Source organism: Natrinema versiforme (assembly GCF_005576615.1).
GTDB classification, from domain to species: Archaea; Halobacteriota; Halobacteria; order Halobacteriales; family Natrialbaceae; genus Natrinema; species Natrinema versiforme_A.
This window is the reverse complement of sequence record NZ_CP040331.1, coordinates 67387-93374: the sequence shown is the minus strand read 5'-3', so window position 1 is coordinate 93374 and position 25988 is coordinate 67387. Positions and strand designations below refer to the sequence as shown.

The 25988-nt window shown below is 59.2% G+C and carries 21 protein-coding genes and 2 pseudogenes; 14 read left to right on the top strand and 9 right to left on the bottom strand.

Going from position 1 to position 25988, the window contains the following annotated elements; translation table 11 throughout:
* Positions 1-348 precede the first annotated feature (348 nt).
* Positions 349-2157, top strand: a complete 1809-nt coding sequence (locus tag FEJ81_RS19060; RefSeq protein WP_138246883.1) for a zinc ribbon domain-containing protein — start codon at positions 349-351, stop codon at positions 2155-2157.
* Between the two features lie 158 nt (positions 2158-2315).
* Here FEJ81_RS19060 and FEJ81_RS19055 read toward each other — a convergent pair whose 3' ends face one another.
* Positions 2316-3698 (bottom strand): hypothetical protein, encoded by a 1383-nt coding sequence (locus FEJ81_RS19055; RefSeq protein ID WP_020931526.1) that lies wholly within the window; start codon positions 3696-3698, stop codon positions 2316-2318.
* A 149-nt stretch (positions 3699-3847) separates the two neighbouring features.
* Here FEJ81_RS19055 and FEJ81_RS19050 point away from each other — a divergent pair, with 149 nt between their 5' ends.
* The 8 genes from FEJ81_RS19050 (at position 3848) to FEJ81_RS19015 (ending at position 12791) form a co-directional block, all read left to right on the top strand.
* Positions 3848-4510, top strand: a complete 663-nt coding sequence (locus FEJ81_RS19050) for a DUF6735 family protein (RefSeq protein ID WP_138246882.1) — start codon at positions 3848-3850, stop codon at positions 4508-4510.
* A gap of 37 nt (positions 4511-4547) precedes the next feature.
* Positions 4548-4832: a hypothetical protein gene (locus FEJ81_RS19045; RefSeq protein ID WP_006183450.1), complete on the top strand. Its 285-nt coding sequence runs from the start codon at positions 4548-4550 to the stop codon at positions 4830-4832.
* 61 nt (positions 4833-4893) lie between these two features.
* Entirely contained in the window at positions 4894-5640 is a 747-nt protein-coding gene (locus FEJ81_RS19040) for a helix-turn-helix domain-containing protein (protein ID WP_050051691.1), read from the top strand.
* Between the two features lie 60 nt (positions 5641-5700).
* Positions 5701-8106: a heavy metal translocating P-type ATPase gene (locus FEJ81_RS19035; RefSeq protein WP_138246881.1), complete on the top strand. Its 2406-nt coding sequence runs from the start codon at positions 5701-5703 to the stop codon at positions 8104-8106.
* A 174-nt stretch (positions 8107-8280) separates the two neighbouring features.
* The gene (locus tag FEJ81_RS19030) at positions 8281-11097 is read left to right on the top strand and encodes an aconitate hydratase (RefSeq protein WP_092635704.1); all 2817 of its coding nucleotides are present in this window, start codon (positions 8281-8283) and stop codon (positions 11095-11097) included.
* Between the two features lie 360 nt (positions 11098-11457).
* Positions 11458-11949, top strand: a complete 492-nt coding sequence (locus FEJ81_RS19025; RefSeq protein ID WP_138247162.1) for a hypothetical protein — start codon at positions 11458-11460, stop codon at positions 11947-11949.
* Between the two features lie 3 nt (positions 11950-11952).
* Positions 11953-12318 carry a DUF7568 family protein gene (locus FEJ81_RS19020; RefSeq protein ID WP_138246880.1) on the top strand — a complete coding sequence of 122 codons (366 nt, stop codon included), beginning with the start codon at positions 11953-11955 and terminating at the stop codon, positions 12316-12318.
* Between the two features lie 77 nt (positions 12319-12395).
* A complete protein-coding gene (locus tag FEJ81_RS19015) occupies positions 12396-12791 on the top strand; it encodes a DUF7567 family protein (RefSeq protein WP_138246879.1) in 396 nt (131 codons plus the stop codon).
* A gap of 85 nt (positions 12792-12876) precedes the next feature.
* Here FEJ81_RS19015 and FEJ81_RS19010 read toward each other — a convergent pair.
* The 6 genes and pseudogenes from FEJ81_RS19010 to FEJ81_RS18985 form a co-directional block, all read right to left on the bottom strand.
* A pseudogene (locus tag FEJ81_RS19010) lies at positions 12877-13551 on the bottom strand (IS4 family transposase); the annotation flags it as partial.
* 112 nt (positions 13552-13663) lie between these two features.
* Positions 13664-14866, bottom strand: coding sequence for a site-2 protease family protein (locus FEJ81_RS19005; RefSeq protein ID WP_138246878.1), 1203 nt, complete (start codon positions 14864-14866; stop codon positions 13664-13666).
* 2 nt (positions 14867-14868) lie between these two features.
* Positions 14869-17103: pseudogene (locus tag FEJ81_RS19000) on the bottom strand (CDC48 family AAA ATPase).
* A 259-nt stretch (positions 17104-17362) separates the two neighbouring features.
* Positions 17363-17716 carry an Hsp20/alpha crystallin family protein gene (locus FEJ81_RS18995; protein WP_138246877.1) on the bottom strand — a complete coding sequence of 118 codons (354 nt, stop codon included), beginning with the start codon at positions 17714-17716 and terminating at the stop codon, positions 17363-17365.
* Between the two features lie 157 nt (positions 17717-17873).
* The gene (locus FEJ81_RS18990) at positions 17874-18518 is read right to left on the bottom strand and encodes a helix-turn-helix domain-containing protein (RefSeq protein ID WP_138246876.1); all 645 of its coding nucleotides are present in this window, start codon (positions 18516-18518) and stop codon (positions 17874-17876) included.
* Between the two features lie 112 nt (positions 18519-18630).
* On the bottom strand, positions 18631-19239 hold the full coding sequence (locus FEJ81_RS18985; RefSeq protein WP_138246875.1) for an HdeD family acid-resistance protein: 609 nt from the start codon (positions 19237-19239) through the stop codon (positions 18631-18633).
* 449 nt (positions 19240-19688) lie between these two features.
* Here FEJ81_RS18985 and FEJ81_RS18980 point away from each other — a divergent pair, with 449 nt between their 5' ends.
* The 5 genes from FEJ81_RS18980 (at position 19689) to FEJ81_RS18960 (ending at position 23783) form a co-directional block, all read left to right on the top strand.
* Entirely contained in the window at positions 19689-20447 is a 759-nt protein-coding gene (locus FEJ81_RS18980; RefSeq protein ID WP_138246874.1) for a TrkA C-terminal domain-containing protein, read from the top strand.
* Positions 20448-20625: 178 nt separating this feature from the next.
* Positions 20626-21048 (top strand): DUF2391 family protein, encoded by a 423-nt coding sequence (locus FEJ81_RS18975; protein WP_138247161.1) that lies wholly within the window; start codon positions 20626-20628, stop codon positions 21046-21048.
* Between the two features lie 139 nt (positions 21049-21187).
* Positions 21188-21841, top strand: a complete 654-nt coding sequence (locus FEJ81_RS18970) for a helix-turn-helix domain-containing protein (protein ID WP_138246873.1) — start codon at positions 21188-21190, stop codon at positions 21839-21841.
* A 213-nt stretch (positions 21842-22054) separates the two neighbouring features.
* On the top strand, positions 22055-23146 hold the full coding sequence (locus FEJ81_RS18965; RefSeq protein ID WP_138246872.1) for a response regulator: 1092 nt from the start codon (positions 22055-22057) through the stop codon (positions 23144-23146).
* 64 nt (positions 23147-23210) lie between these two features.
* On the top strand, positions 23211-23783 hold the full coding sequence (locus FEJ81_RS18960; protein ID WP_138246871.1) for a hypothetical protein: 573 nt from the start codon (positions 23211-23213) through the stop codon (positions 23781-23783).
* A 13-nt stretch (positions 23784-23796) separates the two neighbouring features.
* Here FEJ81_RS18960 and FEJ81_RS18955 read toward each other — a convergent pair whose 3' ends face one another.
* The gene (locus FEJ81_RS18955; RefSeq protein WP_138246870.1) at positions 23797-25161 is read right to left on the bottom strand and encodes a restriction endonuclease; all 1365 of its coding nucleotides are present in this window, start codon (positions 25159-25161) and stop codon (positions 23797-23799) included.
* A 112-nt stretch (positions 25162-25273) separates the two neighbouring features.
* Positions 25274-25957: a flavodoxin gene (locus tag FEJ81_RS18950; RefSeq protein ID WP_229504793.1), complete on the bottom strand. Its 684-nt coding sequence runs from the start codon at positions 25955-25957 to the stop codon at positions 25274-25276.
* Positions 25958-25988: the final 31 nt, after the last annotated feature.

Below are 25988 nucleotides of genomic sequence, written 5' to 3'. Positions count from 1 at the left end.
CCCGTCCGACAGCTACCCGCAGCCGGAGAGGTTTCTCTGCGCCGTGAATCGGCGAGGCGCTTCAAATGGACCCACGCAACACACCCGGATATCGACTGCATCGCTCACTCACCAATCTCAAACGCATCGAGACGGCCGGACTCGACAACGCAGATCAGGAGCGGATAGAGGCAGCGAGAGCTCTCCTGCAAGACGTGAGTCTGCTCTCCCAGCCGGAAGACAGCGGGGACGCCGGAACACAGATCGAGTCCTGAGCGGCGGTATAACGATGAATCCGGATGTCTCGCTCCTGAGGCTGTTTATTGCCCCCCAGAAGGGGTGCGGGGGAGAGAACCACGAGGCCAACAAATGACCCACCTCACTGAACAATTCCATATTCCCCGAGAGTATCACGCTGCCTGTTCCCGAATCCTAGAGCTCGGGCAACGCCATCTCCGTCGATTGCTCAAGGAAGAATACTGGCGAGACAGGCACCTCGAAGCGATTCAGTCCCGCGATAGCAACGACCACACCTACGTCCGAGACGACGAGTACGAGCCGTTCGAGGACACAGACGCATACCTCTACAACCGATTCAAGCGATGTATCTACCATCGTGTTACTCGGATTCTAAAAGCTCATCGTGAGAAGTACCGTGCCTTCCAGTTCATCGTCGAAACTGTCGAGGAACGAAAAATCAGGCGGGTTGGATGGCAGCAGCTTCGAAGCCGCCTATTCGATAGTGGAGACTCACCGTACATCCAGTGGAGCAATATCGAAACCGTCGTCGAGCAGCTAAACAATCATTACGACCGGAATGGCCGATTTCCTGAAGCATACACGGACCTCGTCGACTGTCCCCAGCCCGACGACACGGTTCCCTTCGGCCCGGACAGTCGTGGAGACATCCACGAGGTCCAAGCCGCGGACGGAGAAGTCGTGGTGATGCTGAAGGCGCCGGATTCGCTATCGCCCAACTCGTATGCCGACTGGACAGAGCACGAAATACGGTTCCCAGCCCACCAACGGTTCAACGAGATGCTTGAGGCAGGGGAGCTGAAAGCGCCGACACTGCATTCCTCCGAATACGGCTATACGCTGGACGTGCCAGTGGATGTTCCCGAGACCTCCGTAGACACCACTTCCGACCGTGTTCTCGCTGTGGACCTCGGCGTGAAAAAGCAGGCAACTGCGGTTGTGTTAGACGGATCTGAAGACGGGAAAGATGAATCCCAGATCGCGCCACCCAACTTCGTCGACCACCACGCGAAGGACAAACTGTTTCGAGTGAAAGCCGACGCCGAGGGCATAGACAGCCGCCTTGCCGAACTCCGCCAACAGGGCAAGAGCCATACCGAGCAGTTCGCTCACCTCCTCAGCGAATATCGCCGGACGCGACGGAAGGAGCGACGTCTCCGCGACCAGATCCAGCACGATGTAGCAAATCAGCTGGTGTGGCTCGCGGCCGTTCACGAGTGCGAGACGATCGTCCTCGAGTCGCTAGGGCAGTTTGAGGCCGAAGAGACGGGTGGCGTGACGGCATGGAGCATCTCGACGTGGGCCCATGGGAAGTTACTTGAGCGGCTCCGGTACAAGGGTGACCTCCTCGGGCTCGACGTCGAGACGGTGAATCCCTGGGGGACATCACGCTACTGTCCGCGATGTGGCGAACGCGGCAAGACCGTGAAGGCCCCGACAGATCACACCGAGTTACGCAACGGCGGCCACTTCTACTGTCCCAGCTGTGAGTATGAGTGCGACCGAGATGTGGTCGGCGCGGTCAATGTCGGACGAAAACACCTCTCTGGGAGTCGGATGGAAACGGCGAATCCCTGTGTCTACACGGCGCGGGGAAATCACGCCAGCTTTCCATCACGCCCCACCTGCGAGCGTGTCCGTTCTGAGGCCGGCACGGAGGATTCAGAAACCGTGTCGGTGCCTGGCGTTCAGTCCGCGGCCAACAGTGAACAGGACCCGGCGAGTGGCCGTCAGACCCGATTGTCCGAGTACCGTTCTTCGTCCCTCACTACGACACGAAGCCGGGCAGAGGGAGGACTGCAACAAAATCAGAGCAGGAAGACGGGACTGCGGTGTCCCAGCGGGAGCATTACGAGGCAGTGTTTGCTCGTCAGCACGAACGATTCCCACGAGGTGCTTCCAAATCCTGCCGAAAATTAGAACGGCTACGATGACTTTGAGGTCTACGAAAGTTTAGGACCTTACGGACCACGACATCGGAATCGCGAGGGTCGAAGTTCTCCGAGACCTTCGCTAGCTCAGGACTCCGCCGGAGAGCTTCGCACACTACTTGCCCAACCTGTAAACCGCCAAATCAACTATGGACAGTCTTGCTCGATATTATTGAGTTCATTTAGTGCCTCCAGACGTTGTTTGGCCTGGCGTTGCTTCTTTTCTCGCTGGGGCTCTTCCATACGGGCATATCGGAAGGCCTCTGCCACCACGTTTTGATCCAGCCCATAGAAATCGTCTATATATAATTGAATCAATGAATCAGCTAAGTACTTGGCCACGCGTTCATGGATTTCCCAGATGTCCCCCCAGTTTGCTTCGTGGACCCATTTGTTCCGTGTGTCATAGAGCTGCTCAGTGATGGTTTTGAAAAATATTTCGTGGGCCTCACTGGCACTGACACTATATGCCCACATCGCCCGGTCAACGATTTCGCTTTTTTCACCGTGCCCAGCTAATGTGAGTTCTTCAATACACCGCCAAAATCCGAAAAATGCATTCTGACGTTCTGTCTCGAGCATTGCTCGCTGATACTCTAAAAGAGCATCTTGGAATATCCCTGCAAGTCCATCAGCGCCATAATTGAAGGACGGGATCTCCTCAAACCGCTCCGGCAGATCTCCATTAGTCCAATCCAAGTCCACAGTGCGAGGTGAACTCCTATTGGTGATGGCGACCTCTAATGGATGGTCAGTGCCAGCTGTAAGGACAGCCATCGGTTCTTGTATCCATGACCACCGTGGGTTCCCTGGCGAGGACTGGTCCCGCTCGCTCAATCGCTGAATTTCCCAACAATAGAGTGTATGATTGATCTTCGCACACAACAGATTCAGAGCAGTATTGAGCTTATTCGCTGCATAGCTACGTCCTTTCGACTGAATAGTCGTCGTCCAATAGCTATAATCTGTATCCTCACACAGCGACTCCACCGTCCCAGTTCCGAATGTGTCGGGATACCTTCTAAATTCTGAAAGCTGCTCAGACCATTCAGACTCAGAGATTGGCTGGAAGGTAATATCGAAAATCTCAATTTCTGGCGGAGAGCCAGCCCATTGTATATTCAACGGGAAATAGAAGATAGTTTCCAGTTGCTCACCCTGCCCGATTTCAGCAATGACCTGATTGACTTTTGCCTCGTACGTCGATACCAGTCCATCTTCTTCAATCGATTCCTCAACGGGATAGTGATATTCGTCCCAGTCTACCTCAGCGTCCGATTCGAATGCCAGGTCTTGGATGATGCCCATCACATCTGACATTATATCAGATGGAGCAATTCCCAAGTCATAGAGCGGGAAAGTCTCCTGTGCTAGTTTCTCGAACGCATAATTTGAACGATGGCGAGCCCACGGTGACGACGAGCGTTCGCTTGCTTCAAACGCATCAGGTGTCGAATTACGGCTGATATCGTGTTGCCAGTCAATTGCCCATTCTAGCAGCTGGTGAATTTCTTCCGACTCTAATGACATTGCCCCACTATTAGTACAGGACTATGAATAATCGCCGGGACAGAACTAACCCAGTAGGCTGTTCGAACCGGTCACAGCTGTTTGTTTTTCTTCCCCCGGGAGGGGTGCGGGGAGATCCAGTCGCGATCGCCCCGTGAGGTGATTGCTCGATGGGACACCGCGCACTCGTTGCGTACGAACGCACAGACGGACAGTACACGCTCCACTACAGCCATTGGGGCGCAGCGAACCTCAAGCTCAAGCACCGAATTTCGGCTGAATCTCCGTTCGGTGGCGAAGACACCGAGTCCAAGTCGGCGAAACAGCTCGTCGCAGAGCTGGCCGATGGCCTCGAGGCAGATGCCGTCGACGGCTACCTCGCTGACGAGATTCGACCGTCGACGGTCGTCGAGCCGAAGCCTCGTGCCACCGGGCTCACCCTCGACGAGATCGTCGCTGACCATCTCGACTACCTCCACCACGAGGCGTTCTTCGTGGTGTCGACGACGTTCGAGGTGACCGCCTATCGGACGCTGTGGTTCGGCCTGCAGTACGATTCGGAGACAGTCGAACAGGGAGAGACGGTCGGGAACGGTGCGCTCGCGACGGTGCGTTGGTACGACGGCGAGCCGGTCGGCGACGGCACCCTCCAGGGACAGTTCGCGGCCCTCAAAGACGTCGTTGGCGACATGCTCGACAAAGGCGTCTTCACACCGTCGACGGCGAGACAGTACCTGAAACGGAAGCTGGCCGCGCGAGTCGGAGACCGACAGGAGCTGCTCATTCCGACCGGAGAGTCACCCTTCGAGACAGCGAGTCTCGGCAAGCCGTAACACCAATCCCTTAGTGGATGTCGGGGGACGTCTAAGTATGTCAAATCAGTCTGAAGATGACGTTCGTGTTTGGCTTGTCGAACGGACGTACTCCGATGACGAGCAGAACCTGATCATCCTCACCTACGCAACACCCGATGGAGAACAGTACTATCGGAAGGAACGCGCACTCACGTCCTTCACCGACGTCCGAGATACGACAGCAGCAGTGGATGCTGAACCCGGCAATCTTGGCATGGTCGATGACCCCGACCTCCAGGAGCAATACGCGGCCGAAGCACAGCGAATGCAGGAAGTTCACGATCCTGACGACGTAATCTGAGGTCTACTGGTCGACAACGCTGCAGGCCATGGGTTATGTCGTAGCAGGCCTTAGACGGGGTATGCGCGAACTCGTCTTCGCTCTCGAATACGAGCCCGGCTGCAACAGGGTGGCGGACGCCCTCGCCGACCACCCCGACGCTCGCGTTCGCTCGCTCTCGCTGCACGCCACTGCCGAGCGTCTCTGGCGAGTCGACCATGCCACCGGTACGCCTGAGGCGCTCAACGCCATCGAGGACGCCTTTCTCAACGGCGACTACTACGCTGACTGTCTCGCCACCGAGGACTGCAACGCCACACAGACCACCCGCGTCCTCGACCGCACGGACGACGCGCTCATCCTCTACTCAGATTGGGAGCGCACTCCGACCTGCGCCTCAGTCCCCCACATCGCTCGCGACCACCTCGGCGACGGCGTCTTGTTCGAGACCCGTCACGAGGGCCGCCACTACACGTGGCGACTCATCCACTCCGGCGATGGCGACGTGGCGGCGTTCTTCGACGCTCTCAAAGTCGCCGTCGGGGAGTGCGCCCAGATGGAGATGCTCCGCACAGCGGACACAACATCAGCTAGGGGAAGCGACGGAACACCGAGTGGATTGCCTCCAGCCCAAGAGGCTGCTCTCCAGGCCGCCGTCGAACACGGCTACTACGAATCACCCCGCGAGGTCGATGTCGGCGAGCTCGCCGAGCATCTCGACGTGCCACGGTCAACACTCACCTACCGACTCCGTCGGGCGGAAGAACATTTGGCGAAGCAACATGTCGCCGGAGAGCGGGTAGCGGAAGAACGGCTGGCATCCCACTGAGGGCCGTAGTTGGAATATTCCAACAAAGACATATCGAACTCCCGCTCCTACCGTGACGTGATGACAGAGAATCCGGACGCAGCAGGAGGAACGAGCGGCGGCGGACAGCGACGTGAGCTGACCGCCCGCCTCGCCGTTCCCGAGATGGACTGTCCCTCTTGCGCCCAAAAGGTGGACAAGAGCCTCCAGCGTGTCGACGGCATTACTGACGCCACGCTCCAGCCGACCACCGGCACGGCCAACGTCACGTACGACCCTAATCGGACTAGCGAAGCCGACGTAATCAAGGCGATTGAAGGCGCCGGCTACGAGGTCGTCGGGGGCTCGGACGCTGAGGGCGATGATGAGGACAACCAAGCGACCGACGGCGCCGACATCGCGCCACCATCGGAGGTCTGGACGAGTCCTCGCGCGAAGAAGACGTGGCTCGGCGCGGCGTTCCTCACCGTCGGGCTCCTCTTCGAGTTCTTCCTCGCAGGACAGAACATCGCCATCGCAAGTGTCCTCGAGTACCCGCTCCACATCGCAGATGTCCTGTTCCTCGGCGCCGTCGCGGCCAGTGGCATCCCGGTCGTCCGTAGCGGGTACTACTCCGCGAAGAACCGGAGTCTGGACATCGACCTGCTAATGGGGACGGCCATCATCGCCGCGACCGGTATCGGCTACTTCGTCGAGGCCGCCACGCTGGCCGTCCTGTTCAGCATCGCCGAGCTGCTCGAGGACTATGCGATGGACAGGGCACGGGACTCCCTGCGCGAGCTGATGGAACTCTCGCCCGACGAGGCGACCGTCCTTCGCGATGGTGAGGAAGTCACGGTGCCCGCCGAGGAGGTGGAGGTGGGCGAGACCGTGGTTGTTCGCCCCGGTGACAAGATTCCGCTCGACGGGACGGTCATCGAAGGCGAGAGTGCAGTCGACCAGTCGCCGATCACGGGCGAGAGCGTCCCCGTCGACAAGGCTGCCGGCGACGAAGTGTACGCGGGCAGCATCAACGAGGAAGGATACCTCGAGTTCGAGGCCACTTCGGCCGCCTCGGAGTCGACGCTCTCGCAGATCATCGAGATGGTCCAGGGCGCACAGGCGAATAAGACCGAGTCTGAGCAGTTCGTCGACCGCTTCTCCGGCTACTACACACCCCTCGTCGTCGTGCTGGCAATCCTGACCGCCGCTATCCCGCCGCTGGTTATCGCTGATCCGGTGTCGGTGGACCTAGCCGGTTACGGGTTCACCTTCGCGGGCGACTGGCAGGCGTGGTTCATTCGGGGGCTTACTCTGCTGGTGATCGCCTGCCCGTGTGCGTTTGTCATCTCGACCCCAGTCTCCGTGGTGTCGGGGATCACCAGTGCCGCGAAGAACGGTGTCCTCATCAAAGGCGGCAACCACCTCGAAGCGATGGGCGAGGTGGACGCCATCGCCCTCGACAAGACTGGTACCCTCACCAAGGGCGAACTCGCGGTCACGGACGTCGTAGCGCTTGGCGGTACGAACGACGAGACGGTACTCCAGCACGCGGCTGCACTCGAGCAGCGAAGCGAACACCCAATCGCCGAGGCGATACTCGAACGCGCCGAAAAGGATGCCGGCGATGACGTGCCGAGTATCGAGAAATTCGAGAGCATCACCGGAAAGGGGATCAGCGCAGACATCGACGGCGAGACGTACTATGCAGGCAAGCCCGCCCTCTTCGAGGAGTTGGGTTTCGACCTGTCGCACGCCCACCTCCGTGCCGACGGCGGCGCAGTCGCCGAAGTGGCCCACGAGCAGTGCGAACGCGAGGACTGTGCCGACCTCGAGGACGGCGCGATCTCGCGGTTCGAGAATGAGGGGAAGACGGTCGTCCTCGTCGGCACGGATACCGAATTGATCGGCATTATCGCCATTGCCGACGAGGTGCGGCCGGCCGCCGAACGGGCGGTCGCACGGCTGCACGAACTCGGCGTCGCGCACGTCGTGATGCTGACCGGCGACAACGAGGGGACGGCCCGTGCGATCGCCGAACAGGTCGGCGTCGACGAGTATCGCGCAGAACTATTGCCCGACGAGAAGGTCGATGCCGTGGAGGCGTTACAGGCGGAGTACGGCGACGTGGCGATGGTCGGCGACGGCATCAACGACGCGCCCGCGCTGGCGACCGCTGAGGTCGGCATCGCGATGGGCGCGGCCGGAACGGACACCGCAATCGAGACCGCCGACATCGCGCTGATGGGCGACGACATCAGCAAGCTGCCGTATCTCTACGGGCTGTCGCACACGGCGAACGGCGTGATCCGCCAGAACATCTGGTCGAGCCTCGGCGTGAAGGCCCTGCTTGCACTCGGCGTCCCGCTGGGACTGGTGAGCGTCGCGGTCGCGGTCATCGTCGGCGACATGGGGATGAGCCTCGGCGTCACCGGGAACGCGATGCGGTTGTCACGAATCGCGCCTGAACGCATGGACAGTAAGACTGGCCAAGAAACGGGTGCCTGAACCCATGAACACTAGCGAGGAAGGCAGTGCCACCTTATGCAGAACTGTACCACTCGTCGAACGCGAGAGCAACGAGCTCTCTGAACCCCTTCGGGCAGGTCCAACTGCTCGAATCCCGTCTCCCGAGAACGGGGACAAGAATAACCGTTACTCCGTTTGAAGTATTCCACAATAATGAACCCCTTCAATGCGATCCGCGAGTTCGAAGCCGATGGAACGACCTACAAGATGGCCGACCTCACCGTCCTCGAAGAGGAAGGCCTCTGTGAACTTGATAAACTCCCGGTTAGCATCCGTGTCATGCTCGAATCCGTCCTCCGAAACGCCGATGGGGAGGACATTACCGAGGACGACATCCGTGACCTCGCTGGCTGGCAACCGGACGTTTCCGACGCCGACATTCCGTTCCAGCCGTCCCGGGTCATCCTCCAGGACCTCACAGGCGTCCCTGCCGTCGTAGACCTCGCGGCGCTCCGGTCGGCCGTCGACCGCAAGGACCGCGACCCAACTCTCGTCGAACCCGAGGTGCCCATCGACCTCGTGATCGACCACAGCGTCCAAGTGGACTACTTCGGTAGCGAGGACGCCTACGAGAAGAACGTCGAACTGGAGTACGAGCGCAACAGCGAACGGTACCGGGCACTGAAGTGGGCGCAAAACGCCTTCGACGACTTCAGCGTCGTCCCACCTGGAACGGGAATTGTTCACCAGGTGAACCTAGAGTATCTCGGGCAGGTCGTCCACGAACGCGAGCAGAACGGCGAGAACTGGCTGCTTCCGGACACGCTCGTCGGCACGGACAGTCACACGCCGATGATCGGCGGCATCGGCGTCGTCGGCTGGGGCGTCGGTGGCATCGAGGCCGAAGCCGCGATGCTCGGCCAGCCCATCACGATGAACCTCCCCGAAGTCGTCGGCGTCAAACTTACGGGTGAACTCCCCGAGGGTGCGACAGCGACCGACCTCGTACTGCACGTCACCGAACTGCTCCGGGACGTCGGCGTCGTCGACCGATTCGTCGAGTTCTACGGCCCCGCCGTGGAGACGCTGACCGTCCCTGACCGGGCGACCATCGCCAATATGGCCCCCGAGCAGGGCTCGACCATCAGCATGTTCCCCGTCGACGAGGCCACCCTCGACTACCTCGAACTGACGGGCCGCGACGAGAAACACATCGAACTCGTCCGGAACTACCTGGACGCCCAGGGGTTGTTCGGCGAGCAGAATCCCGAATACACCGAGACAGTCGAACTGGACCTCTCGACAGTCACTCCAAGCCTCGCCGGCCCCAAGAAGCCCCAGTCCCGCGTCGAGATGGGTGACATGCGGGGCCACTTCCGGGAGTTACTCCACGGCGAGTTCGAAGAAGCCCTCGATGAAATCGATGAGGAGGCGCTGGCCCGGTGGCTCGGAGAGGGCGGCAACACCCAGGCCGAGTTGACCGGAGAACCAACCGACGCCGAACGAACTGACGGCGGCGTTCAACAAGCGGGCGACACTGAAAAACAGAATCTGGGACCCCTCACGAAGCGCGCTACAGTGAACCTCGACGGCAACGAAATCGAGATCGGGCACGGGAGCGTCGTCGTTAGCGCCATCACCAGCTGTACGAACACGTCAAATCCGTCCGTGATGCTGGCAGCCGGGCTCCTGGCGAAGAACGCCGTCGAGCGCGGCCTCGACGTCCCGGACTACGTCAAGACCAGCCTCGCACCCGGCAGCCGCGTCGTCACCCAGTACCTCGAAGCATCGGGACTCTTGCCGTACCTCGAAGACCTGGGTTACAACGTCGTGGGCTACGGCTGTACGACCTGCATCGGAAACGCAGGGCCACTCCCCGAACCGATTGAGACCGCGATCGACGAACACGACCTCTGGACGACGAGCGTACTCTCCGGGAATCGGAACTTCGAGGCACGCATCCATCCAAAAGTGCGGGCGAACTACCTCGCCAGCCCACCGCTGGTGGTGGCATACGGGCTGGCCGGTCGGATGGACATCGATCTGGAGCACGACCCGCTGGGGTACGACGAGGACGGCAACCCGGTCTATCTGTCGGACCTCTGGCCGGACAGCGACGAGATCCACGAAGCCGTCCACGACTTCGTCGACCCGTCGATGTTCGAGGAGAAGTACGCCTCCGTGTTCGAGGGCGACGAACGATGGGAGGCGTTGGATGCGCCGACTGGCGAGGTCTACGAGTGGGACGAGGACTCGACGTACATCCGGGAACCGCCGTTTTTCAAGGACTTCCCACTGGAGAAACCTAGCGTCTCCAACGTCGAGGATGCACGGTGTCTGTTGACACTGGGTGATACGGTGACGACCGACCACATCAGCCCCGCAGGACCGTTCGGCTCGGACCTCCCCGCCGGGCAGTGGCTGATGGACCACGGTGTCGAGCCTCACGAGTTCAACACGTACGGTGCCCGCCGGGGCAACCACGAGGTGATGATGCGGGGGACGTTCGCCAACGTCCGCATCGAGAACCAGATGCTCGACGACGTCGAAGGCGGCTACACGATTCACCAGCCGACGGACGAGCAGACGACCGTGTTCGAGGCCAGCCAGCGCTACCACGAGGAGGGGACGCCCCTCGTCGTGATGGCGGGCGAGGAGTTCGGAACCGGCTCGAGTCGTGACTGGGCGGCGAAGGGAACCGACCTCCTCGGCGTTCGCGCAACCATCGCCGAGAGCTACGAGCGCATCTACCGGGACAATCTCGTCGGGATGGGCGTGCTGCCGTTGCAGTTCCAGGACGGCGACTCGTGTGAAGCGCTCGGACTAGACGGGTCAGAAGTCTTCGCTATCTACGGGTTGGACGACGGGCTGGAGCCGATGGCCGAGTTGACGGTGACTGCGGAGCGGTCGGACGGGTCGTCGGTCGAGTTCCCGGTGACGGCCCAGGTCGGGACGCCCGCCGGTGTGCGATATGTTGAACACGGCGGTATCCTGCACTACGTGCTTCGGCAACTTCTGACCGACTCGTGACGCGTTCCGGGTGAAATCGCGTAGGATCGACTGCTTTCAGGTATCTGGTTTTGTATTTGGAACTACTTAGAATCGAAAACAGCAGTACTGTGTTGAGGAGAAGTCCGATTTGGTTGCGATCCTCATTTCATTCCAAACACATTCAGCCGTAAAAGTTCCCTTCTGTTCTAATCAATCACACACCCAATATAGCTCAAGCCACTCATACTACGTTCAGCCATTCACACAGCCTCAGATGCCAATCATCAGTTATGAGTTCTCATGAGAGCCGTGTTTGTTATTGCACCGGCGATGGGTGCCGGCGCAGCTGGAGCGAGCGAGCAATCACTCCCGGTGCGTCGGCGTTTCGAGGTGTTCGAGATGCACATGGTAATTTACGCTCTGGTAGAAGAATCGACCCACGACGACGCACTGGCCACCGGAAATTCGGTGTTCGACCGCCTGGTCGGCGCGGACCCACATGCCGGCGCCGTCTTCGACTACTACGTCACGTTCGACGAGGAGGACACGTCCGTTGCGGGGAAGGCGCGATGGGGTGAGCTCCCGACTGCAGCCCCCGTCGACTCCGACGACGGCCAGGATCTCCTCGAGCGTGGCTGGGAGGCGACGAAGGAAGAGTTCGAGCGCAATCTCAACCGGGTGAAAGAGGCCATCGACGAGCTCTCCGACGAGGAGATCATGCGTGACGAGGACCTCGCCCGGCACGCCTTCCACAAGGTCGGTGCGTACGACGGCCCGACGATCTTCCTGTACACCAAACACGGAACCGGCATTCGCCACCGTGGACAGCTGGATCGACTCCTCGAGGAGAGTGAAGAGCTCTGGATCGTGCCCGCTGACGTCCACTTCTAACCAATGCCTCCCATCACCAACTGGCGACGCGAGAGCCGCTCGCCGACGCTTGCGTATCGGAACACCGAGACCGGTGCGCGAGCCGTGCTGCATCGTGCGCCGGACTCCTACCGGCACAAGTGGCGCGGGGTGATTCTCGTCGACGGCTACCCGGTCTGGTCGCGGGGATACGAGACGAAGGATGCGACATCGTTCCGTGACGAGCTCCGGGAGCGGCCCGCACCGGACCTTAACTGCCCGGAGTGTCCGAACGACGACGTTCGCGTCGGCGAGAAGGCGGCAGACGGGGCGAAGGTCCAGCGGTGGTACGACTGCCCCGACTGTGGATACGAAGCTCCTTCCCGCATCGTTTACGGCGCCGAGCGGTGAGCGGGGTGAATCCGCATTGTGTGCTGTTTTTCGGCCGGGCACGAGGGGTGGCCCGGTACGACCGGGTCAGTCCAACAATGAGTCTCGAAGTACGTGACCGACACAGTGAGGCACTGTTCGAGTTCCTCTGGTGTCCCGTCTGCGGGAAGGAGGTCTTCACGCACATCCCCTTCGAGGGGGTGTTCTGCAAGAACTGCAACACCCAGGTCGAACTCCAGGAATCCCGCGAGACACGCGGCTACGAGGAGGCCGTGCTCGCCTGCTTCGATTCTACCACCACCTGGAACCTCCACGTCGACGAGAAACTGCGGCGCGACCTGCCTGATGGGTCGGCACGCGTGAAGATTCTCGGCGCACCGGGTGCCTACAAGGTCGACTGGTGGAGTCCAGAGCCGGGTGAGGACTGGGAGCCTGTCGAGCGCGGCGAGTTCGACGACGTCGAGGAACCTGACGAGGTGGGGCATTTAGCGTAGGGACTCCCCAGAATTCAGCTCGGTAGTCGATCGGGTGAACTCCGTTGTCGAAGAGGTCGTATACGCTGTCTCAGCCACTATTCGGTCAATTAGTCCGTCGCGGAATAGTTGTCGTGTCATTCGTCTTTAGATAAGACACACAACCCGATTGCGTAGCGGTAGCAAGTGTCTCTTGCAGGCTCGATTGTTGCGTGTAGATCCTCTGTACCCCTTTGAGCCGTCGTTCCAATAGTGACGATGGCGAGTAATCGAGGTACTCGCCGGATTCGTGGAGGGGAACTGGGCATTTGACCGGAAGGTCGCCGCCCACCGTTCTGGCAGAAACACGATCTCATCGTCCGTCTGTTCGGTGGCTAGATCCAACAGATCACAACTCACCATCAGCGACAGCAACGGTGCGTACAGCAGGATTTCCACAACATCCTGATTGCTCGTATCGAACTCGTCCAATACGTACTGCGTCTGCAGCTCACGGAATAGCAATTCCCTCTCCAATCGACACCGGTAGAGCGTTGCTAGATCCGTCGATAGAAACTCCTCTCGCGTCAGAATTGTGATTACAAATGGCAGTCATCGGTGTCCGCGACAAGGACATCGACGACGCGGAACCGCTTCGTATCCAGCGACCGGGTCCCATTTTACGACCCACGCGTAAACTCGGCTTCAACCTCCACGTCGATGTACGTCCGCGAGAGGTCATCGACTACATCTTGAATCTGCTGCCTTCCAAGAAAATGGCGTAGCCGCGCCATTCCGTGATTCCTGCGACGACGAACGTAGCCTAGACGAACCCGCCAGCGATAGTCGCACCGACGTCGAGAACAGCAAAGATACCGCCGCCCACCATCCCTCCAACGGGGAACGATATCGCCTCAATCAGCCCGACTTCGTCGGAACGCATGTGACGGTTCTCCGGTGGGAGCCCGCGGAAGGGCGTTATCCAACCTCGCCGAGCCCTGCATCAGCGCGAGAATCTGCAGGAAGTCGTCTCCAGAGACGAGTCCGAGAACCTGCCCTAAGTACTCGACCAGCACGCAATGTGCGTCGGATTCACCGAGCTTCCGAAACAGCTTGAACGCATCATCGTCGCTGGAGATCGTCGGTGGGTCCTCGGTCATCACGTCATCAACCTTCGTCTCCGGACTGATCATCTCCGGGAGCGTCTGGATGTTCGCGAGCGTGACGACGCCTAGCACCGTCCCGGACTGATCGACGACCACGTATTCGGTTCGGCGGTCGCGCAACATCCGATCAATCAGTGCCTGGACCGATGTTCCGGCACGCACAGTTGGCAGTTCTGGGCGAATCAGATCGCGGACTCGGACACCACTCAGTAATTCCTGCGTCATGACGATCGTCGCCTCGGAGCGAGCAGCGAGGAAGACGAATCCGGCAATCAGCAGCAGCAGAATATCCAGGGTAAAGATACCGACGAGGGCGAGGAGGATCGCCACGACCGTCGCGACTTGCACTGCACGCTGGGTTGCCTCCACGAACGGCCGCGAGCGAGCAAGCAGGGCCCGCAGGATGCGCCCGCCGTCCATTGGGAACGCCGGCAGCAGATTGAACAGCGCCAGCCCCACGTTCGTCAGTCCGAACCAGCCGAAGACAAAGCCGGCCACGGGGGCCGACGGTGGCATCACCTGAAGGAGCACGTATCCAAGAGCGCCGAGCAGCAGGCTCGTGATTGGGCCGGCGATAGCGATCCAGAACTCCTTGCGCCATTCCGTGGGAAGATCCTCGATATGAGCGACCCCTCCGAACAGCCACAGCGTGATCGAGCGGATCGTGAGATCGTATCGGAGCGCGACCCACGCATGGCCGAGTTCGTGGATTGCGACGCCCACGAACAGGCTCACCGGCCCAGCAATTCCGATCAGCCAGGGTGTCGAACCCGACAGCAACGTGTCCGGCGTTATCGACAGTGGCGAGATGGCGTTAATTATCCCCGTCCACGCTTCGATATACTGGGGACTAGTGAGTTGCCACGCGAGGAACGGGAGGATCACGAGCAGTGAGACGTGAATCTCGATTGGGATGCCCATCACCGTCGCGATCCTGTATTTGCTGCGCATGGCTACTGGAACTCCGCTGGAGCAGTCTGTTCGTCAGACGATTCGCCACCCAGATCGTCGACGAGTTCCTCGTAGAACTCGTGCATGTCTTTCGTGACCGATGGTTTGACTTTCCGAACAGCTTGTTCGAAGTGCTCCGCTTCGATTATGATCTCGTCAGCGGCCTCGTCGAGTTCTTCGGGCGATTCGACCCCGTCGCGTTCGATTGCCGTCACGGCCTCGTCCAGCGCAAGCATGCTCGCTTCTCGAACGATACCCTCGATATCGCCGCCCGTGTACCCTTCTGTGTTCTCCGCAAGAGTGTCCAGATCGACATCGTCAGCGAGCGGCATCTCTCGTGTGTGCACGCCGAAAATTTCTCGCCTGGCCTCGTCGTCTGGAATTGGGACATAGATGTTTTTCTCCAATCGACCGGGCCGAAGGAGTGCCCTATCGATAATGTCTGGCCGGTTGGTTGCACCCAGGACGAAGACGCCCCGTAACTCCTCGATCCCGTCGAGTTCGGTCAGCAGCTGTGAGACGACTCGTTCGGTCACCTACGAGTCGAACGACTCGCCGCGTTCGGGGGCGATTGCATCGACCTCGTCGAAGAAGATAATCGTCGGGGCGTTCTGTCGGGCCCGCTGGAAGACCTCTCGAACGCCTCGTTCCGATTCGCCGACGTACTTGTTGAGGAGCTCAGGTCCTTTGACCGAGATGAAATTCACGTTACTCGCGTTCGCAACTGCCCGTGCGAGGAGCGTCTTCCCCGTCCCGGGCGGCCCGTACAGAAGAATTCCTCTCGGTGCCTCGGTGTGAATCTTCTCGAACATCCGCGGGTACGAGAGCGGCCACTCGACCGACCGGACGAGCTCGTGTTGGACCGACTCGAGCCCGCCGACATCCTCGTAGGTGACGTCCGGGACCTCCACGAACACCTCCCGCATCGCGCTCGGTTCGACGTTCTGTAAGGCCGCCTCGAAGTCGTCCCTCGCGACCTCGATCTCCTCGAGAACGTCCGGTTCGATGTGGTCGGTTTCGATGTCGATCTCCTCCTGGACACGCCGCAACGCGTGCATCGCGGCTTCCTTTGCGAACGATTCGATGTCGGCCCCCACAAATCCGTACGTCCGGTCAGCATACCCTTCCAGGTCAACATCGTCCGCAATCGGCATATCCCGCGTGTGAATCTGAAGGATTTCGAGGCGTCCATCCCGGTCGGGAGCGCCGATCTCGATCTCGCGGTCGAAGCGCCCGCCGCGTCTGAGTGCTGGGTCGATCGCATCGACACGATTGGTCGCGCCGATGACGATGACGTCACCGCGGGCTTCGAGGCCGTCCATCAACGAAAGCAGTTGCGCCACGACGCGTCGCTCCGTCTCTCCGGTGACTTCGTCCCTCGACGGCGCAATCGAGTCGAGTTCGTCGATGAAGACAATCGCAGGCGTGTCCTCTTGCGCTTCGTCGAAAATTTCGCGGAGTTGTTCTTCGGATTCGCCGTAGTACCGCGACATGATCTCCGGCCCCGACAACGAAAAGAAGCTGGCGTCGATTTCATTCGCGACGGCCTTCGCAATCAGAGTCTTGCCAGTTCCGGGCGGCCCATGGAGTAATACACCCTTGGGCGGGACAATGCCGAGGCGACGGAACAGTTCCGGATGCCGCATCGGCAGTTCGATCATCTCCCGGATGAGTCCGAGCTCCCGCTCGAGTCCACCCACGTCCTCGTAGGTGACATCCGGGAGTTCGGAGCGCTCCCCCTCGAGATCTTCCTCGGTAATTGGCTGGTCGCGAACCTCCAAGGTCGTTTGTTTGGTCACGAGAACGGGACCCGTTGGAGTCGTCTGCGTGACGATAAAGACGAACGGTTGGCCGAGCAATCGAAGGTGGATCGTGTCGCCACGAACGACGGGTCGGTTGAGGAGATGACGCTTCAGATACGGCTCTGCCCCACGCAGAATGATGCGCTCGGGGAGCGCAACCGTGATCGAAGTAGCTTCTTCCGGATCTACCTCTGTCACTTCGACGTAGTCGTCGATATCTACGTCCGCGTTTGCCCGAGTGTTTCCGTCGATTCGGATAACGTCCTCGGGATCGGTTTCGTATGCTGGTCGGACCGTCGCAACGGTGCGTCGACGACCGGTTATCTGGACGACGTCATCCGGTTGAACGCCTAATTCGTCACGGGTCTGTTGGCCGAGGCGGGCAATTCCACGGCCGGTATCTTCCGGCGCTAATCCCTGGACACGGAGCTCAATAGGCATGATTGGTTTCGGGGTCTGTATGGTTCTGCAATCAGAACCCCATGTTAGTGTTTGTCACAGGGGTAGATAGCGGTAGAGGTTGCTGTGGCTACCCAGTTATCAAGAAGACAGTGAACGCTCCGAAGCGTTGCCAGAGACGTTCAACGCTCGGAACCTAGTAGCCACAGCATGCCCGCCCGGTTGTCGGAAAGATGATTTGATGGCACACCTTCATGGGTGCCCTTGTGGTCCTTCGATTCGCGGATATGGAGAGTTACTCGATTTCTATTTCCCTGCTTTCCATCTCTGGCGTCTCAGATTTTGGCAGGGTGACTGTGAGTACCCCGTTTCGATAGTTCGCAGTAACCCGATCGGCATCGATCTCTTCCGGAAATCGGACGGATTCGACTAACGCTCGTTGCTCGCGTTCACTCCGAAGGTAACTCCCCTCCCCTTCACCCTCGTACTCCTCATGCCGGGCCGTAATGAAGAGAACGTTATCCCGGACGCGAAGGGTAATCTCCTCCTTGTCGAACCCGGGAACATCTGCAGATACTTCGTACTCATCCCCCTTGTCAACGAGATCGATATCCGCCTCCCGTAACTGGCGAGTCAGTCGGTCAAGCATTCAATTCACCTCGATTGGCCGGACGCGTTCGGTACTCCGTGTGTTCATTGCTTCTCGTGGGGCATGCTCCCCATGCACTATTCCCCGTGTGAATAGTTAGCATTGCGGGTTGCTCTGACTACCCAGTTATCCGCCGATATGATCATCGGTGACGAGGTCACCTCGTGGTCTCCAAGGCGTTTGTGACGAGTTTTTCGACGCCGCTCCGAATGCGTTTCGAGCACGCCTGCGAGCTGATTCCGAGTTCGTCCCCGATCTCATCAAGCGTGACATCGCTCGGTGACTTGAAGTACCCGTGGTCGGCAGCTACTGCGAGAGCCGTACGCTGTTTCGAAGTTAATCCAAAATCCCCGCCATCCTCGTTCGTACTAGAAAGATGATAAACATGTCTGACTTGAATGTTAATTTCGTTGTCTACACAGAAGTCAAAGAATTTTCCCAACTCCTTTCTGTCGCTGAAGAGCGTTTGAAGCTTCCACGTAGTATCCCCACTCGCTTGGAGCAAAACCCCATCTGATTCGAGAATACCGGAGAATATGTTTGTCTCTTCGCTCGACTGAATTCGATAGAGAACGTGGTCCCCGATCTGATCGATCCGTTTGAGACTCTTGATACACTGGTACCCTCGGAGTGTCTCCTCGAATCGGACTGCATCGTCGTCTTCAGCCCAAAAATATGGAGCGGCACCCTTCTGTATCGGGACTACCTGTTTGAGTTCGACGTGCCTTGGGGAGTTTCGAGAGAGAACTTCCCCGAAGTGAAACTCCTCCGACGAAAGTGTGAACTCGGCCAAGACGCTCATAGTCTACCTTGGTGGCTGTGACGATAATAGGTTCGTATAGCTTCTCTGAGATGAAACACCATCCAAGTCGTACATTCCGTGATGAGGACCATGACAAGGAACAATCCCACTACTAGGTGGGTGTCGTAGATTCGCTGGGTGTTCGATCACTACTCTGCCAGCGACGCAGTCGGATTGCGAGCGCGAGCAATAACACGCCAAAGATGATCGCGTAGGCGGCAATCAGCCAGACTACCGCGAGGGCCCCGGGGACAGGAAAGAAGACGAGGAGAAGCCCGAAGATCACGGACGCGACGCCGCTCAGTGCAAGCCACCACTCGCTTTCGAGTTCCCGGCGGAGTTTAACCGCCGCGTACAGCTCAAGGGCTCCACTTATCAGGGCCCACGCAGCGATAACGTACAATAGTGCCACTGCCGTAATATTTGGCCACAGAAAGGCAACGATCCCCGCGATGACGCCGAGAATTCCTTCAAGCAGAAACGGCCACGCAGTATCGCGATTTTTGGAGGCCCGGTACGCACTTACAAAGGCGAACACACCATCCACGATGGCGTACGCCCCGAACAGGACCACTAGTACGAATAGTGTGAGACCCGGCCAGATGAACGCCAGTATACCAAATACAATCGCCAGGGCTCCTCGGAGCGCAACCAGCCACCAGTTCTCTCCCGTGACAGTGAGTATACTTTCTGGAGTGTGGCTCTCTGTAGCGTGGCTCATTTGACCTGCACCTATCCATGGTAACGGCTTGCAAGCGCAAAAAGCGCGAAGTTGCTGAGACAACCTATTTTTACCGTTTAAATGCCCCCGCTTTGGGGTATGCTGATCGAACTCGCCAAACCAGTAATATAAGATGTTTTGTCCAGCCGTTCACCGGTGCACTATTTCTTCCATCTAAGTCACGGAAATTGCTCACCGTTGACCAAGAATTGTATCGGGGGTTGCAGCGCCGATCATGCAGAAGTTGGCGCTCATACTGATGGCTCTGAGGGCCACTGCGTTCGTCATACCGAATGTTGTCGGAGCAGCGACGGACAGCGCTATTCTCTGTATTCCACGAATAGGCGGTGAGCACGACCAAACGTAAATGGGAGGAGCTCCGATGTAATCGGCCTACGACGCCTTCTGGGGGATGTTTTACCTAGTATCGCGGCCAACGTCTACAGGTTATGGTCGCCACGGAATCGGTTGTCTCGTTGCTGGTCATCTTTGCCCTGTCACTGCTGATCGTCCGGATCGGGTCGATCGCACTTCGGATGACGGGGCTGTCTCCGGATATCGCCTCGTTTCAATCGACGTCGGCGTTCTCCGGTGCGGGATATACGACAGAAGAGGCGGAACAGACAGTGGCGACACCGGAACGGCGGAAAATCATCAAGGCGCTCATCCGGCTCGGGAGCGTGGGGTTAGTAAGCGTCATCGCGTCACTTGTCCTCTCGTTCACCGATGCTCAGGGGGGAAATGCTTTCAACCTCGTCTACATCCTTACCGGGGTCATTCTACTCGTCCTCGCCGCGCGTAGCGAGTGGTTGAATCGATTGCTGACTCCGTTCATCGAATGGTCACTCGAACGGACGACGGACCTTGAACTTCGAGATTATACAGAAATGCTCGGTTTCCAGCAAGAGTACCGGGTTGCGGAAATCGACGTAGAGGAGGACGACTGGCTCGCCTACGAAACACCTGATTCGTGTGACCTCAACGATGAAGGTGTCCTCCTGCTCGGCATCTTACGGGAGGGGGCGTACATTGGAGCACCCGGTCCAGACACCGAGATCGAGCCCGGGGACACGGTCATTCTCTACGGAAAGGAAGATCGATTGATGGAGCTCTCAGAGCGCGTCGCGGGTGACGAGGCAGCCCACCAAGAGGCCATCGAAGACCACGAAGAAGAGTTGGAAGAGCAGGAGCGACGGACGAACGGCTGATTATCCCCGAGCCCCCTTCCTGTGTCCTCGCTACCGTTGATCACCCGCGTCATCCGTGATTCAATCGATTGGGATCTCCCTTCGACATAACGCTGATCGACTGATTGCCTCCTCCAAACCGGACTCCACCCACGGAGACGAGTCGTTCCTTATCTCTACACTCCACGAAGGGAGCACTATGCCGAGATCACACCCGTTCAGAATCAGCGACTTCGTTCAGCAGATCGTCGGCGGTCTCTTCGTCGCTAGCCCACTCGTGCTAACCGAAGAGACGTGGCGCCTCGCGGATGGGATGCAAATTCAGCATATTATGCTGACGACCGCCATCGTGTTCGTGGTCGGCTACGCGCTCCTCTACGAGACTGATAGCCAGCACAACATCGGGTCGGATAGTGACGCTGGCATCGGCGGAGTGATCCCTCGCCGATTCGTCTCGCTCATGCTTGTGGCGTACCTGTCGGTCGGACTCCTCGCATTCGCCTTCGCCGCTCCCTCGACGTTCGAGGAAACGCCTCTTGAGACGCTCAGGGCCGTCAGCATATGTGCGATCTTTAGTATGATCGGTGCCGCGACCGCCGACACGATTCTCGGACAGGGCTGAGGAATCGCTAGCTCCGCTAGTAGCGACCCCAATCACTTTTACCTATGCTAGCAAAGAACAAGACGAACTACTACCTGTACTGTACCGGTGGTGGAAAGCCGAGGAATCCAAGGAGAATCCGACGCGAGGTCGTGGATCCATGATAACAGAGGTTGACGTTTCCGTACCCGCAGAATCATTCGCACTCGGGCAACTCCTCCGCGAGCACCCAGACGCGACTGTCGAACTCGAACGGCGGGTGCCGCTCGGGGAGGGGACCGTCATCCCGCAGTTCTGGGTCACTGGTGTCGAGGAAACCGCGATCGAGGCTTCGTTTGAGGAGAGCCCACTGGTTGGGGGGTTCGAGCGGCTTTCCGGGTCTACGGAATCGACCTTGTACGAGGTGCAATGGGCCTCTGACGTGAACGGTCTCGTCCAGTCCCTCGTTGATGTCGGCGCGGATCTCCTGCAGGCTGAGGGGGCCGACGAGGACTGGGACTTCCGAATCCAGTTCAAGGACCATGCAGATCTGGCCGCATTTCGGCGGGTCCTCCGGGCCGAAGGCATTCCCCTCACACTCCACAAAATCTCTAATCCGACCGTGGTCGATGAAGAGCAGTTGCTCACCGCCGAGCAGTCAGATGCGCTCGTAACGGCGTACAAGGAGGGATACTTCGAGGTCCCACGAGGAATCGACCAAGCCGAACTAGCGGCCCTCCTCGGGATCAGCGACAGCTCACTCTCTCAACGCCTCCGCCGAGGGACCGCCCGCATCGTCCAAGATCTCTACGAAGGAGGGCGACTCCGTACCTGACGGGGACGCGAGACAAAGCGTCCAGATCTATCGAGAGGGCACCGTATCGACGGGGCAGATGACGCACCCAGTGTCGGTGTCGCCGGAGCACTCTTTTAAACGGTGCCGAAATCGAGAGCAATAACCATCCCCTCGGTCAACGAATGAGAGAATGAAGATGCGCGCCAAAGAGATAGCTACGACGATTCACGCTTCTACAGTCACAACCGAACGATGATACGGAAACAGATAGAAGGCTCACCAAGTGAAGCCGTCGTCACGGCGGTTGCCGAAGCCTTGGATGTGGACGAGTGTTCGTTATCACCACTCTACGACACCGTCGATCCCGACGCGCTGAATGCCCTGCTCCGACCGCAGCGCCCCGACGACGGTTGTGTGACGTTCAGTTGGGTAGGGTGTACTGTGAGTGTGGACACAGACGAAGTCATCGTCCGCCGAGATCAGACGGCGGAGATGGAGGAGGAGATCAACCCTCCGAGTGACCTCACGTCGCAACGGGAACTCCAAGAGAGACCTGCCGAGGACGCTGATTCGATCGACGTCCTGCACATCGATGACGACCCGCAGTTCACCGACCTGGTGAATGATATCTTGGAACAGATCGATCCTGACATCGAAGTCGTAACACGTAATTCGGTAAAAGAGGGATTGCTTCACCTAGAGTCGGAGGACATCGACTGCGTCCTGAGCGACTACGACATGCCAGATATGGACGGCCTGAAGTTCCTAGAGCAAATGCGAGCCCGCGGGCTCGAACGTCCATTCGTCCTCCTGACCGGGAAGGGCTCAGAGGAGATCGCCAGCGAGGCCATCAGCGTCGGAGCGTCTGACTACTTCCAGAAATCGGGCTCCATCGACCAGTTCGAGATCTTGGCCAACCGAATCCGGAACCTTGTCCAGAAGTCTCGATCGGAACAACGTGTGCAAGACGTGTACGAGGCGATCGACGTCGTCGACGAGGGAATCGGCCTCATCGACGCTGACGGCCGATTCGTCTACGTGAATCAGCGGTATGCCGAGATCCTGGGCTACGATCGGGAGGAGATGACGGGGAGACGCTGGACGATCCTGTACGAGGACGAAGAGGAAAGGACGGTCCTCGAACAAGAGGTGTTCCCCAACGTCCCAAACATGTGTTCAGACGGGGTCTGGACCGGCCAAACGGTGAAATGGCGGAAGGATGGCTCACGCGTCCGGACGGACCATCGATTGGCGTACACCCGGGACGGGATGATGGTCTGCCTGCTATCCAATCCGACCGACGTCAGTCACGATTACGACGGCCCAGTCGCAGAACAAGTGTAATATCCGAGTTATGTTGTTTTTGCGCCGGCGATGGGTGCCGGCGCACACGCGTCGGAGGTGATCGATGTCGACACGAAGTCAACTCCGATTCATCCAACGGAGCGAGACGGCAGACGAACAGTCGGAAACCGACCGCATCGCACAAATCTACCGCCACTCGGACGGGTATCCCGATAGCGTCCTCCGTGACCTTGTCCAGCTGAAGCAGCTGCTCGACGAGACACGAACAGAGCGCGGGCCTGCATACGCCGCTGCCCAGTTCCTGTTCCTCGACACGCTCTCGACGATGACCCTCTACGTTGACGAAGGGCGTGATCGGAGCATCCACGCTGACCAACCCTCGGATCTCCTCGAGCCGGACAATATGGAGCACCTCGACCAGCCGATGTTCCTGCTCGGACACGGCGTCGAGAACCCAGCCGACGGCATTCACGGCGACGAGGAGTACCTCTACGTCGTCGAGCTCCCGACCCGGAACCCGTTCGAGGAGCCGTCCGAGTGGACCGTCAAGGTGAGTGGTCACTCCGCCTTCCCGCGCTGGGATGGTCCGACCGAGGAAGCCTTCGATCGGGCTAGCTGGCAGTTCCACGGCCCGCTTGAGCAGGCGCTCGAAGAGCTGGTCGCTGAGCCGGCGTGAACGCTTAGCCCGCTCAGATGATGCCGCCGATGACGAGTAGTCCGACGACGACCAGCAGCGTCGCGACAACGCTTCCCCCGGCCAGCCACTTGTTCTCCATCGCCTTCTCGTGAAGCGGCATCTCGGCGTACTCCTCGCGGAACGCCTCGAGATTTTCCTCGTTGTAGAAGTACTTCGTCTTCAGCGCAAACCGTTCCGTCACCGCACAGCCGGTACAGATCGGCTCGCCTTCCAGCCGCTCCGTTTTGATGTGGCTGGTGCAGGCGATGGCCCCGCAGTTCGGACAGTAGGTGTACGTCTCGTCGACGCCGCTCGTGTCACAGTGGACGCACCGATGGACGCCGCCCTCGGCGGTTACTCGTGACGGGCCTGCCGCGTAGTACTCGTAGGGATATGTGTACTCCTGGATGTCGGTCGTCTGTCGAACCTCGGGGAGGTACACTGATTCAATTGATTGGACGGAGATATCCGAGCGGTTCGGCTCACAGGTTTTGTTGTACGTGACGTTGTTGTCGCCGGTGTAGGTCACCGTCGTCGTGTGGTGCTGCTGGAGTCGCTCGACGGCCCACTCCTTGTACTCCGTTTGCGTCTGGCCGAACCGGCGCTCCTCGACGTCGTCGAACACCTCTCCGAACTGCTCGGCGTCGAGATCGACCGTCGCGTGGAGATTCTCGGTGACCAGCGTCGCGACGTCTTCGTCGACGACCTGTGGCTGCCCGCGTTCGGCGTGGGCAACGAATCGGGTCCGATCGTTGATCCGGTGAATGACGCCCACCGACGTCTCGAAGACAGCGTTCGTGTCCGCGGTGACCGCGACCACCGGGCGGAACGTCACCGACGAATGCGGTTCTGGAAGGTCGGCGACTTCAATGTTCTCGATGTCGCGGAACGCCTCCGTGACGGCCGCGTCGACGTCGGCGGCCGGGTCGTACGGACGGAGCGTCTCGTCGCAGAGTATCTCGATGCGCCCGTTGTAGAGGTCGAGGCCGATCTCGTCGGCGATCTCCCGGAGGTCCTCGCCGTCGAGCAGCTCGATTGGATGAGGGTCGTCGTTCTGCTGGAGGCGGTCGGCGTACTCCTGAGCAGGGTTCGTAAACCGGCCGGTCGTGACGACCATTCCGCGTTTCGGGCCGTCGAAGTCGAACGTCGCGATCGCCGAGTGAAGCTTCTGGACGACCGGCCGTCCGACCGTCCCCGTGTGCTTGCACTCGACGATGATCGCACGCCGCGTGCCGTCGACGACCTCCTCCATGATGACGTCGCGACCCTCGTCAGCCGTGCGGTCGGCCTGGCGGACGTTCTCGTAGCCGAGGTTGCGGAACACGTCCTCCATCACGTCCTCGAACTCGAACCCCGAGAGATCGTCCAGTACAGCCATCCTCAATTATGTGGACAGTACGTTGCAACTGCCAAATACGTTGCCGAACGCTACGCCGTCCTGTTTGGTGAATCCCTGAGAGGGTGCGGCCACGGTACCGGCAAGGCAGAGGTTACATCTGAATCCTCTGGAACCAGTCAGTCACTTCCGCCCTGACTTCCTCTCTCCGATCGTCTCGGATTGCCAGGTACACACCATCTCTCTCCAACCCACCCCGAGTAGAGAATCCCTCCCGTACGTCGGCATCGGGACAGCGATCTTCGATCGTTTGAAAACTACTCCCGACGCCATACCCACCATTCGTATTGAACGGGACCACAGTTTTCCCGCCTAAATCGTGTTCACTCAGAAAGGTCTTCATTGGCGGTGGCAATTGCATATCCCACGTCGGGGCACCGAAGAACACGGTGTCATACGCCTCGATATTCTCCATGTTACATTGGAGAGGCGGTGTATAGCCGGCTTCGTTCTCTTCGTCTACCTGGGATACGAGCGTGTCGTAATCTACGGGGTACGGTTCTGCCGGCAACACTTCGAACATCTCTCCACCCACTTCTTGCTGAATGATTTCAGCGACAGCCTGGGTGTTTTCCGTACGAGAGAAAAACACGATCAGCACGCTGTTCTCATCCGCAGTCTGGGAGGGGGTATTCTGCTCTTCCGTCTCGGACCCGCTCTGGTGTATGCATCCCGCAAGGAAGCCCCCTCCTGCCACTGCAGCTGCCCCTAGCAGTTTTCGACGACTCGTTCTATCGATCTCTGAATCGTTCGAAGTGCTTAGGGTATTCTCTCTCATTGTGGAGTGACTGAGTCCTCAGATCACCGAG

What these genes read in the sequence shown, in the direction of transcription:
- FEJ81_RS19025 (WP_138247162.1), top strand. Translation starts at nt 11,458, where the DNA reads ATGCACATGGTAATTTACGCTCTGGTAGAAGAATCGACCCACGACGAC.
- FEJ81_RS18990 (WP_138246876.1), bottom strand. Translation starts at nt 18,518, where the DNA reads ATGAGCGTCTTGGCCGAGTTCACACTTTCGTCGGAGGAGTTTCACTTC.
- FEJ81_RS19020 (WP_138246880.1), top strand. Translation starts at nt 11,953, where the DNA reads ATGCCTCCCATCACCAACTGGCGACGCGAGAGCCGCTCGCCGACGCTT.
- FEJ81_RS18975 (WP_138247161.1), top strand. Translation starts at nt 20,626, where the DNA reads ATGCCGAGATCACACCCGTTCAGAATCAGCGACTTCGTTCAGCAGATC.
- FEJ81_RS19035 (WP_138246881.1), top strand. Translation starts at nt 5,701, where the DNA reads ATGACAGAGAATCCGGACGCAGCAGGAGGAACGAGCGGCGGCGGACAG.
- FEJ81_RS18995 (WP_138246877.1), bottom strand. Translation starts at nt 17,716, where the DNA reads ATGCTTGACCGACTGACTCGCCAGTTACGGGAGGCGGATATCGATCTC.
- FEJ81_RS19060 (WP_138246883.1), top strand. Translation starts at nt 349, where the DNA reads ATGACCCACCTCACTGAACAATTCCATATTCCCCGAGAGTATCACGCT.
- FEJ81_RS18960 (WP_138246871.1), top strand. Translation starts at nt 23,211, where the DNA reads ATGTCGACACGAAGTCAACTCCGATTCATCCAACGGAGCGAGACGGCA.
- FEJ81_RS18955 (WP_138246870.1), bottom strand. Translation starts at nt 25,161, where the DNA reads ATGGCTGTACTGGACGATCTCTCGGGGTTCGAGTTCGAGGACGTGATG.
- FEJ81_RS19055 (WP_020931526.1), bottom strand. Translation starts at nt 3,698, where the DNA reads ATGTCATTAGAGTCGGAAGAAATTCACCAGCTGCTAGAATGGGCAATT.
- FEJ81_RS19030 (WP_092635704.1), top strand. Translation starts at nt 8,281, where the DNA reads ATGAACCCCTTCAATGCGATCCGCGAGTTCGAAGCCGATGGAACGACC.
- FEJ81_RS18980 (WP_138246874.1), top strand. Translation starts at nt 19,689, where the DNA reads ATGGTCGCCACGGAATCGGTTGTCTCGTTGCTGGTCATCTTTGCCCTG.
- FEJ81_RS18950 (WP_229504793.1), bottom strand. Translation starts at nt 25,957, where the DNA reads ATGAGAGAGAATACCCTAAGCACTTCGAACGATTCAGAGATCGATAGA.
- FEJ81_RS19050 (WP_138246882.1), top strand. Translation starts at nt 3,848, where the DNA reads ATGGGACACCGCGCACTCGTTGCGTACGAACGCACAGACGGACAGTAC.
- FEJ81_RS18970 (WP_138246873.1), top strand. Translation starts at nt 21,188, where the DNA reads ATGATAACAGAGGTTGACGTTTCCGTACCCGCAGAATCATTCGCACTC.
- FEJ81_RS18985 (WP_138246875.1), bottom strand. Translation starts at nt 19,239, where the DNA reads ATGAGCCACGCTACAGAGAGCCACACTCCAGAAAGTATACTCACTGTC.
- FEJ81_RS19015 (WP_138246879.1), top strand. Translation starts at nt 12,396, where the DNA reads ATGAGTCTCGAAGTACGTGACCGACACAGTGAGGCACTGTTCGAGTTC.
- FEJ81_RS19040 (WP_050051691.1), top strand. Translation starts at nt 4,894, where the DNA reads ATGCGCGAACTCGTCTTCGCTCTCGAATACGAGCCCGGCTGCAACAGG.
- FEJ81_RS19045 (WP_006183450.1), top strand. Translation starts at nt 4,548, where the DNA reads ATGTCAAATCAGTCTGAAGATGACGTTCGTGTTTGGCTTGTCGAACGG.
- FEJ81_RS18965 (WP_138246872.1), top strand. Translation starts at nt 22,055, where the DNA reads ATGATACGGAAACAGATAGAAGGCTCACCAAGTGAAGCCGTCGTCACG.
- FEJ81_RS19005 (WP_138246878.1), bottom strand. Translation starts at nt 14,866, where the DNA reads ATGCGCAGCAAATACAGGATCGCGACGGTGATGGGCATCCCAATCGAG.